Consider the following 9329-nt stretch of genomic DNA (forward strand, 5'->3'; position numbering starts at 1 on the left):
AAATCATAAATATCTTTAAATCCAGCTGAATTTATGATGGGAAATCATACTGGTTAAAAATCAAGGTGTTTTAAGATGCGTTTACCCATTTTTGATTTACATAACGATTTGCTCTCTTTTCTGAGCGAGCAAGAGAATAGATCTTTCTTAAGTCCTCTTTCTCGTTGCTCTTATTTGCAAATGAAACAAGGGGGTGTAGAAACCCAGGTACTTGCCATTTTTACCAATAAATCACCAAATAGCATTGGATTGGCTCAAAAACAAAGCGAAAAACTACAGTGGCTATACGAGCACCCCTCCTATTTTTCTCCTATTTCTCAAAAGGCTCAGCCAACAGCTATATCCACAATTGCAGCTTTTGAAGGAGCTTCTGGATTTGCAGATGAAGATGAGCCTCTTACCATGAGTTTGCAAAGACTGGCCCATTATCAAAGTAAAATCGGTCCTCTTTTTTATATTGGTATTACTTGGAATGAAGAAAATCGTTTTGGAGGAGGGGCCGATACTTCTATTGGCCTAAAACCTGATGGGATTCATTTACTAGAGTGGCTAGATAATCGTAAAATTGCCATTGATTTAAGTCATGCTTCTGATGCTTTAGCTTATGATATTTTAACTAAAATTGATCAAAACAACTGGCAGATTCCTCTAATTGCCAGCCATTGTAATTTTCGCAAAGTTCACTTTGCTACTCGTAATCTTCCCGACGAGCTGGTACATGAGATCATTCATAGAAAGGGTCTTCTCGGATTAAATTTCTTTGCTCCTTTTGTCCATAAAGAAGATCCTAATGGCTTAATCCAACATATAGAATATGCGCTTACGCTCAACGCAAAAGAAGCTCTTTGCTTTGGTGCTGATTTTTTTTGTGATAGCGATGCATCTAATCTACAAGCTAAATATCCAGGACAATCTTTTTATCATGCGCCCTATGATACAGCGGAGTGCTATCCTATTTTATTGGAAAGGCTAGCTTTAAAATTAGAACTACCTATTTTGCAATCAATTGCTTATGAAAACGCTAGGACCTTTTTACATACTCAGATTTTGGGAATGACTACTTCGGGAACTTGATTTTTAAGAATATCAAATTGACGAGCTAATTGGAGCGTTTCTTCTTCAGAATGCCCAACTGATTGAATCTCTATCCTAATTTGTTCTCTTTTATGCATCCAATCCCTTAATAGAATTTTACGCAGAACTTCTAGAAAACCTTCTTTTGTTTTATTTAAGTTGATCTTACGTTGTAAAAGTTCAGATAAAAGCTTTTGTTCTTCAGGATCATTTAAGCTGCTACCAATTGCTAAAAGATCAAAGCAGCCTGATTGGTGCCCTGCTAGCAAGGAGACATAAAGTCTCCAAGCACTTGACACTCGAAAATGATTTTGTTTTAGATTAGCTTTGGCAATATCGATGATCTCTGGATATTGAGAAGATCCCATTAATAACCAACGTAATAAATCAAGTTCTAAAATACGATCTCCATCTACCTCCTGTAAACGTATCGATTCTTGCTTAGAAATAAATAGATCGGGCATACAAATCTGGTTCATTCCAACACTAGCTTCTGGTACCTGAGCAATCTCAGCTAGTTTTCTTAAACTCTCATGTATTAGCACCGGCTGTTGCCAGTTTTTAATTTGATCTACGATTTGATTGACTACTTGATTTTTTTGCGAAGGAATTTGCAGATCATGATCTTTAGCTAAATAAAAAAATAAGAAATTTAAATAATCTGAGCTAGTCTCTAAAAGGTGAGCAAAATAGTTAGGTCCTTTTTCTCTAAGCAATAAATCGGGATCCTTTTCCTTTTCTAAAGCAACCACTCGAGTATCGATCCCATTTTTTTGAAATAGGTCCCCTATTTTTTGTGTCGCAGTTTGGCCTGCTTCATCGGCATCTAAAGCCAGATAGATTTTCTTAATGCCAAGCTGCAGTAGCTCTTTAACATGTTCTTCTCCAAAAGCTGTACCTTGAGCTGCAACCACATAGTCAAAGCCTGTGTCAATTAATCGCAAAGCATCAATTTGTCCTTCTACAAGGATTGCGGTTTGTTGTTTTGCAATTCTCATACGACAATAACTCAATCCAAATAGCACACGAGATTTTTTAAATAGAATGGTTTCCGGGGAATTGATGTACTTACCTCCAAATGTACTTTGTTGATATTTACGAGCGGAAAACCCAATCACTGCGCCTAAAGAATCCAGAATAGGAAAAGTAATTCTCTCACTAAAAAAATCTCGTTTTTTTCCCCCAGATTGTATTTTGATTAGACCAGCTTGTAGCATGATGTCTTCTTCAATACCACATGCATGTAAATACTGGATCAATAAACTATAATGCTTCGGCGCATATCCTATTTGAAAACGACGAATAAACTGCAGAGTAATCCCTCTTTTATATAAATAGTTAAGAGCTTCTATCCCTTCCTCTGTATGCAATAGTAAATAATGATATAGCTCGCTTGCAGAAGCTAAAGCTGTTTTTAATGCAATTTTATTAGGGGTTTTTGTATTTCCTTTTTCCTCTTCTTTCTCCAAATGCACTTGAAAACGCTCAGCAAGGCTTTCCACTGCTTCGGTAAATGACATTCTTATATGAGTCATTAAAAAAGAAATAGCATCTCCATGAGCTCCACATCCAAAACAATGGTAGTGAGCACTACCTTTTTGTATAATAAAAGAAGGTGTTCTCTCTTCATGAAAAGGACATAACGTTTTATAAGTAGATCCACTTCTTTGAAAAGTGAGATGAGCCGACAGCACTTCGAATAAATCAATTTTATGACGGAGCATCTCCAGGCTGTCTGAAGTAAATAAAGGCATAAGGTTTTTAGATTTATTGCTTCTTTGGTTTTTTTAAGTTTGCAGTAGTTGACTAAACTGCGTCAAGGTTTTCTCCATTAATAGCAGCCTTGTACTTAAAAAGGTATAGGCTAAAATTTATTTAAGACAGGAGAGCTTTACAAATATATTTAAGATGATTTGAAAAATCACTTTATTTAAAAATCAAATATCCTTTAAAAATTTTGTTGAACAAACTTTTGTGAGGCAAAATGGATAAATTAGAAGAATTACTACTTAATTCTTTATCTAAAGAAGAAAAAGCTACTTATTTTTCTCAAATAGGAACAATGCAAGACTCCTCTTTAACCCAGCTAAGAGAGCAGATTAAAAATGTGATGCTTCCTCTACTGCTAAAAGTATTTCAACTTAAAATTCATATAAATAAAGAGATCATGCTTGATGCTCTACCCATTACAGAAAGTGATGGAGAGTCCATTGTTCATAAACTGAAACTGCTAGATAAAGATATCAAAACACTCATGATGTGGTGTCAAGCATGTATCAAACAAATCCAAGAAGCTCTTAACATCGATCCACAAAACTCTAGATTTAAACAGTTGCATTCCGATTCCCTAGACTCCTCTAATAAACGCTGGTGGTATAAATTCTATAAAAAATTAAATAATAAAATTGATGATGTTTAGGCTTTATTTCTCAATAAAACCTTGCATTCTCTTGGCCTAGCTTGGATAATAAAGAGCTTCAAGCGAGGTGTTAGAAAATGAAAGAAGAAAAACCCTCTTCTATGATGGCTCAATGGCATCATTGTAAAAAACAAGCAGGAAATGCCTTGTTGTTATTTCGCCTAGGGGATTTTTATGAGGCTTTTGAAAATGATGCTGTGCTCTTATCAAAACAACTGGATATAACGCTAACTAAAAGACAAGATATCCCTATGGCGGGAATTCCTTTTCATGCAAGCGATGCTTATATTGACAAGCTTGTTGCAAAGGGATATCGCATTGCTATTGCTGAACAACTAGAGGATCCACAATCTGTTAAAGGAATTTTAAAACGAGAAGTCGTCAAGATCATTACTCCAGGAACAATTGTTCACTCTAATCTATTATCTGCAAAATCCAACAATTTTCTTAGCTGTTTCATACAAATTAATGAAGCCTTTGGTCTTGCTGTGCTTGATGTTACCACCTCTGAATTTCGCGCTATGGAATTTGAAGATAAAAAGCAGCTATTTGATGAACTAAGCCGCATCCAACCCAAAGAGCTTTTGCTTCCCCAAAAATGGATGACGCAACATCCTCATTTTCTCGAAGAAATAGATCGTCAATTTAAACCAGCTATTCATGTAAAAGAAGCGTGGCATTTTGAACACAAGCATGCCTGCGATGTACTTTTGAGGCATTTTAAAGTTAGTAGTTTAGATGGTTTTGGATTAACGGGTATGGTTGCTGCTATTAATGCTGCTGGTGCTATTTTACATTATGTACAAGATGAATTAAACCTTCCGATTCAACATATTAAGAGTATAAAAAAAGAACACTCTTCATCTTACATGCTACTAGATCGAACTACTCAAAAACATCTAGAGCTTTTTCAATCAATCCAAGATATTGATTCCTTTCATACTCTGCTGCAAGTTATTGATTACACTTTAACTCCCATGGGTGGACGCCTGCTTAAATACTGGCTCGCACATCCCTTATTGGATCTGATTGAAATTCAACAAAGACAAGATGGTATTGAAGAATTTCTATCCAAATGGCAGATCAGCGAACAGGTCTTTGAGCATTTAAAAGAAATTCGTGATTTAGAGCGTCTGATTATGCGAATCGAAACCGATTATGCAACCCCACGCGATTTGGGGGCTTTCCGCCTTTCTTTAGAACAAATCGCACCTATTTTCCATATTTTTGAAAATCATTTCTCTAGCCAATTGATTAGTAAAAATAAAACAAATTTAAAAGATGTTTCAGATCTTGTGCAACTCTTGCAAAAAGCACTTATAGATACACCCCCTTTAAAATTAAAAGAAGCCGAGATATTTCGCGTAGGTTTTTCAGAAGAGCTCGATCACCTGCAGTCCATCAAACAAGACTCGCATAATTGGATTGCTCAATATCAAACGCAATTAAGACAAGAAACGCAAATCAAAAATCTCAAAGTAGGATATACAAAAGCCTTTGGCTTTTTTATTGAATTAAGTCGTGGAAAAATAGAAAAAATTCCGTCTTCTTTTCAGAGAAGACAAACTCTAGTTAATGCAGAACGCTTTACAACCCTAGAATTAAAAGAATACGAACATAAAATACTCCATATAGAAGAACGTATTTGTGCACTAGAATATGCATTATTTACGCAATTAAAAAAACAAATTGCAGAACATGCTTCTTCGATTTATCTCATTGCACGCGCAGTTGCTGAAATCGATGTGATTTGTTCATTGGCACAGGTAGCAAAAATCCAAAAATATGTAAAGCCTACTGTCAATTCCAGTGATCTATTTCATATTGAAGAAGGGCGTCATCCAGTGATTGAAACTGTAATGAAAAAAGAACTATTTATACCCAATGATGTTCTTTTAAATACCACAAGCCATCGATTGCATTTAATTACAGGACCTAATATGGCAGGTAAATCCACATTTATCCGTCAAGTGGCACTGATTGCAATTCTTGCACAAATGGGTAGTTTTGTCCCTGCTAAAAGCGCCACCATAGGTATTATTGATAAGGTTTTTAGTCGAATTGGAGCAAGTGATGACCTAGCAAAAGGACTCTCGACTTTTATGGTGGAAATGACGGAAACCGCAAACATCCTCAATAATGCAACAGATCGCTCTTTGGTAATTTTGGATGAAATTGGCCGAGGAACTAGTACATATGATGGAATTTCTATTGCATGGTCTGTTGCAGAATACCTATTAACTCAACCTGGTAAACAAGCCAAAACCTTATTCGCTACTCATTTCTGGGAATTAACCGAACTAGAGCAAAAGATTCCTGGAGCTGTAAATTATAGCGTTTCTGCCCATGAGTCTGAAAATAAAATCGTATTTTTGCATAAAGTCATAAAGGGAAGTACGGATAAAAGTTATGGTATTCACGTGGCTCGTTTAGCGGGATTACCCTACTTCGTGATCAAACGCGCACAACAAATGCTAAAAGGCCTAGAGCAAGCATCTGTGAAAATGACTAAACCCAAAACAGAAAAACAGCTCTGTCTTTTCATAAATGCAGAAACAGAAAATAAACCAGATATTTTAGAAGAGATTAAAGAAATCGATCCAAACAATCTAACCCCTTTAGACGCCTTGCAAAAACTCATTGATTGGAAAGAGAGAGTGAAATAATGGTTTTTGACCTTAAGCAACTTGATTTATTTCCTATGCAACCTGGTGTCTATCTAATGAAAGACAAAGCCGACAGGGTAATCTATATTGGAAAAGCTAAATTACTTAAAAACCGTTTAAAACAATATTTCTCTCTTAGCGATACTAGAGCCATGATTCCGCTTTTGATCGCACAAATTGCACAAATCGATACCATTGTAGTTTTTTCTGAAAAAGAAGCTCTACTTTTAGAAAATACTTTGATCAAGCAACACAAACCTAAATTTAATGTACTGCTCAAAGATGATAAAACCTTTATCAGCCTATGTATCAATATAGATCACCCATGGCCTATGCTACGTCTTATGCGTTATAAAGGAGCTATAAAAGATAAAGGTCTTTATTTTGGACCTTACACAAGTGCTATTGCAGCAAGAGAAATTTATGAACTATTAAATAAACTATTCCGCTTGCGTCAATGTTCAGATAATGAGCTTAAAAAACGCACTAGGCCTTGTTTGCTTTACGAAATGAATCGCTGTCTTGCTCCTTGCGTTGATTTATGTACTAAAGAACAATATGATCAACAAGTACAAAAAGTGATCCATTTTCTAAAAGGAAAAAATCAAAATATTCTTCCTGATCTCTATGCACAAATGCAACAAGCTTCTGATCATCTGCAATTTGAAAAAGCTGCTTCTCTACTTAAAACCATTCGTCATCTAGAACATGTTTTGCAATCCTCTGCAGCTAACTATCATATAGAATCTACCGATGCTATAGGGATCTATCGCCAAGCAGATGAAGTAATACTTTTCCTCTTATTCTTACGCCAAGGAAAATTAACCGGTTCTATGCATTATGCATTTTCTGATGTTATTGAAGATGATGAAGAGTTGCTTACCTCTTTTATTCTACAGCACTATCAAAACAATAAAAATCCTCCGCAGGAAATCCTAACCCCTACCCAGCCCACTTTGGCTTTAACAGAGATTCTCAAAAGCACCTGTAAAATCCAGTTATTTTTTCCTAAAAGAGGAGAAAAATGGACTTTGTTAAAACTAGCACAAGAAAATGCCAAAAGTACTTTTAAACAAGAAAAAGATGAAAAACTCCTCAAAGAAAAAATGTTACTCGATCTACAAGAAACCCTACAACTCAATCGCTACCCTAAAAGAATTGAGTGCTTTGATACCTCTCACTTAGCAGGTAGTGATTCTGTAGCCTCTGTAATAGCTTTTACAGATGGAGTCAAAGATACTAAATACACAAGACTCTACAAAATCAAAACCCAGCATACAGGCGATGATTACGCCTCCATGCAAGAAGCTCTTTTTCGCCACCTATCCCGTGCTAAAGCAGCAGATGACCTTCCTGACTTAATCATCCTTGATGGAGGAAAAGGACACTTAACCATAGCGTTGGAAGTATTTAAAAAACTCGATATAGCTTCCATAGATCTAATTGCATTAGCTAAAGAAGCCTCTCGTCATGACAAGGGAATGAGTCAAGAAAAAGTATATCTCCTCTATAATCATGACCCCATATTACTCAATCCTAGATCCTTTCTATTATTGCTCTTACAAAAAATCCGTGATGAGAGTCATCGCAAGACAATTGCCTTTCATCAAAAAAGACGCAAGAAAAGACTCATCTCTAGTGCTTTAGACAACATCCCCGGCATTGGCCCCATCAAAAAAAAACGACTTCTTACCCACTTTGGCAGCATAGAAAGAATCAAAAAAGCCTCTACCCAAGATCTTCTGCAAATCAAAGGAATTACTCAATCTGATGTAGATGCTCTGCAAAAAGGGCTTAAATTCAAGTTAGCAAAATAAGTTATCTAATAAACATGCTTAAAATTTTCCCTGTACTAATTAAGTGAAAAATATTTATAATACATTCGTATTTTTTGATTTTAGAGTTAAGGAAATGAGATAATGATTGCTGCAAACGAATCCCGGTTTGTTCTAAGAGTTAATCAATTAGACCAACCTCTTGGTCTGATTGAAAAATATGAAGCTCATCGCAAGGGGCTCTTACATCGCGCTTTTTCTGTTTTTCTTTTCCGTCATTTTAATTCCTCTTTTCAATTGCTTCTTCATCAGAGAGCTTTAAAAAAGTATCATTCGGGAGGACTATGGACCAATACTTGTTGTAGTCATGCTGAAAAGACCACTCCTCTTGAACAAACTGCTAAAAATAGACTAAAAATGGAGATGGGATTTTCTTGCAAACTTGATCTAATCGGTTCATTTTATTATAAGGCTAATGTTGGTAATGAAATGATAGAACATGAAATTGACCATGTCTTTATTGGCTTACACAATCCACGCTTTATTCGACCTAATCCTCAGGAAGTTCAAAACTATAAATGGGTAGATGTGGAGATCCTCCAGAGATTGCCTCAGAAAAGCCGAGAAGAGTTCACCGTCTGGTTTTTTCAAGGCCTTGAATTAGCTTCTAACTTCATCAAAATATTTCCTATAGAATAAAGCAATGACATTTTCCGCCTTTGTCTTCTTTAATATAGTTATTAGGGCATCTTTAGAGCAAAAGCTATTCACTCTTGCTATGAAAACCACTAAAACGTTCTACCAAACTTCTCTTCAAAAATTAATTCAAGGAGATTCTTTATGACACCCATTTTGGCTACTTCAGCCAATGTATTTCCAGAGTTTGAACCTAAGACCCAAATTTCAACTATCTTTTTAGAACATGATAAACATCTTTTATTACTAAAACGATGTCACAAAGAAGATCAGCCCAATATCTGGGGCACTCCAGGAGGGAAAATAGAAAGAGGAGAAGAACCTTTACAAACAGTTTTACGTGAATTAAAAGAAGAAACTCAGATTAAGCTTGCTCCTGATGAAGTCGTTTATCAAGGTCATCGTTCAGGGCGATTTAACTAAAATTTTTTGACACCTCTCTGCAGAAAATAATTGCCAAAATTCCCTTTAAGTATCCAGAGCCAAAAGTTGCTGCTCGTCTCACAGCAGCAAGTCCTCTATTTGGATCAGCAACTGCAGCTATATTCATAGCCAAGCGCCGAAACAGACCCATGTTCTCTGCACTGTGTCCTCGATCCATCAAATTATTATCCTCCTTGAAAATTACATCAGCTATCCAGTGGCATTTATTCTCGATGCTCCAGTGCTGCCGGACCCATTTAGCAAAATCCTTTGCAG

7 protein-coding genes and 1 pseudogene are annotated in these 9329 nt (G+C 36.0%); 6 read left to right on the forward strand and 2 right to left on the reverse strand.

From position 1 onward, the window contains the following. Positions 1 to 75 precede the first annotated feature (75 nt). Positions 76 to 1074, forward strand: a complete 999-nt coding sequence (locus tag RHTP_RS03970) for a dipeptidase (protein ID WP_138106835.1) — start codon at positions 76 to 78, stop codon at positions 1072 to 1074. Here the strand turns inward: RHTP_RS03970 and dnaG are convergent. Beyond that, entirely contained in the window at positions 1041 to 2828 is a 1788-nt protein-coding gene (gene dnaG, locus RHTP_RS03975) for a DNA primase (RefSeq protein WP_138106836.1), read from the reverse strand. The two genes, RHTP_RS03970 and dnaG, sit on opposite strands and share 34 nt — an antisense overlap. A 230-nt stretch (positions 2829 to 3058) precedes the next feature. Here dnaG and RHTP_RS03980 point away from each other — a divergent pair, with 230 nt between their 5' ends. The 5 genes from RHTP_RS03980 to RHTP_RS04000 all read left to right on the forward strand — a co-directional run bounded on the left by RHTP_RS03980 (position 3059) and on the right by RHTP_RS04000 (position 9053). Continuing rightward, positions 3059 to 3493: a hypothetical protein gene (locus RHTP_RS03980; protein WP_138106837.1), complete on the forward strand. Its 435-nt coding sequence runs from the start codon at positions 3059 to 3061 to the stop codon at positions 3491 to 3493. A gap of 77 nt (positions 3494 to 3570) precedes the next feature. Beyond that, a complete protein-coding gene (mutS, locus tag RHTP_RS03985; RefSeq protein WP_138106838.1) occupies positions 3571 to 6159 on the forward strand; it encodes a DNA mismatch repair protein MutS in 2589 nt (862 codons plus the stop codon). After that, entirely contained in the window at positions 6159 to 7976 is a 1818-nt protein-coding gene (gene uvrC, locus RHTP_RS03990; protein WP_138106839.1) for an excinuclease ABC subunit UvrC, read from the forward strand. The genes mutS and uvrC overlap by 1 nt, the downstream gene beginning before the upstream one ends. A gap of 102 nt (positions 7977 to 8078) precedes the next feature. Beyond that, positions 8079 to 8633, forward strand: a complete 555-nt coding sequence (gene idi / locus RHTP_RS03995) for an isopentenyl-diphosphate Delta-isomerase (RefSeq protein WP_138106840.1) — start codon at positions 8079 to 8081, stop codon at positions 8631 to 8633. Between the two features lie 141 nt (positions 8634 to 8774). Beyond that, entirely contained in the window at positions 8775 to 9053 is a 279-nt protein-coding gene (locus tag RHTP_RS04000; protein ID WP_138106841.1) for an NUDIX hydrolase, read from the forward strand. Here RHTP_RS04000 and RHTP_RS04005 read toward each other — a convergent pair. Next, positions 9046 to 9329, reverse strand: a pseudogene (locus RHTP_RS04005) (ISAs1 family transposase); the annotation flags it as partial. The gene RHTP_RS04000 and the pseudogene RHTP_RS04005 sit on opposite strands and share 8 nt — an antisense overlap.

The sequence above is a fragment of the Candidatus Rhabdochlamydia sp. T3358 genome, from assembly GCF_901000775.1.
Taxonomy (GTDB): domain Bacteria; phylum Chlamydiota; class Chlamydiia; order Chlamydiales; family Rhabdochlamydiaceae; genus Rhabdochlamydia.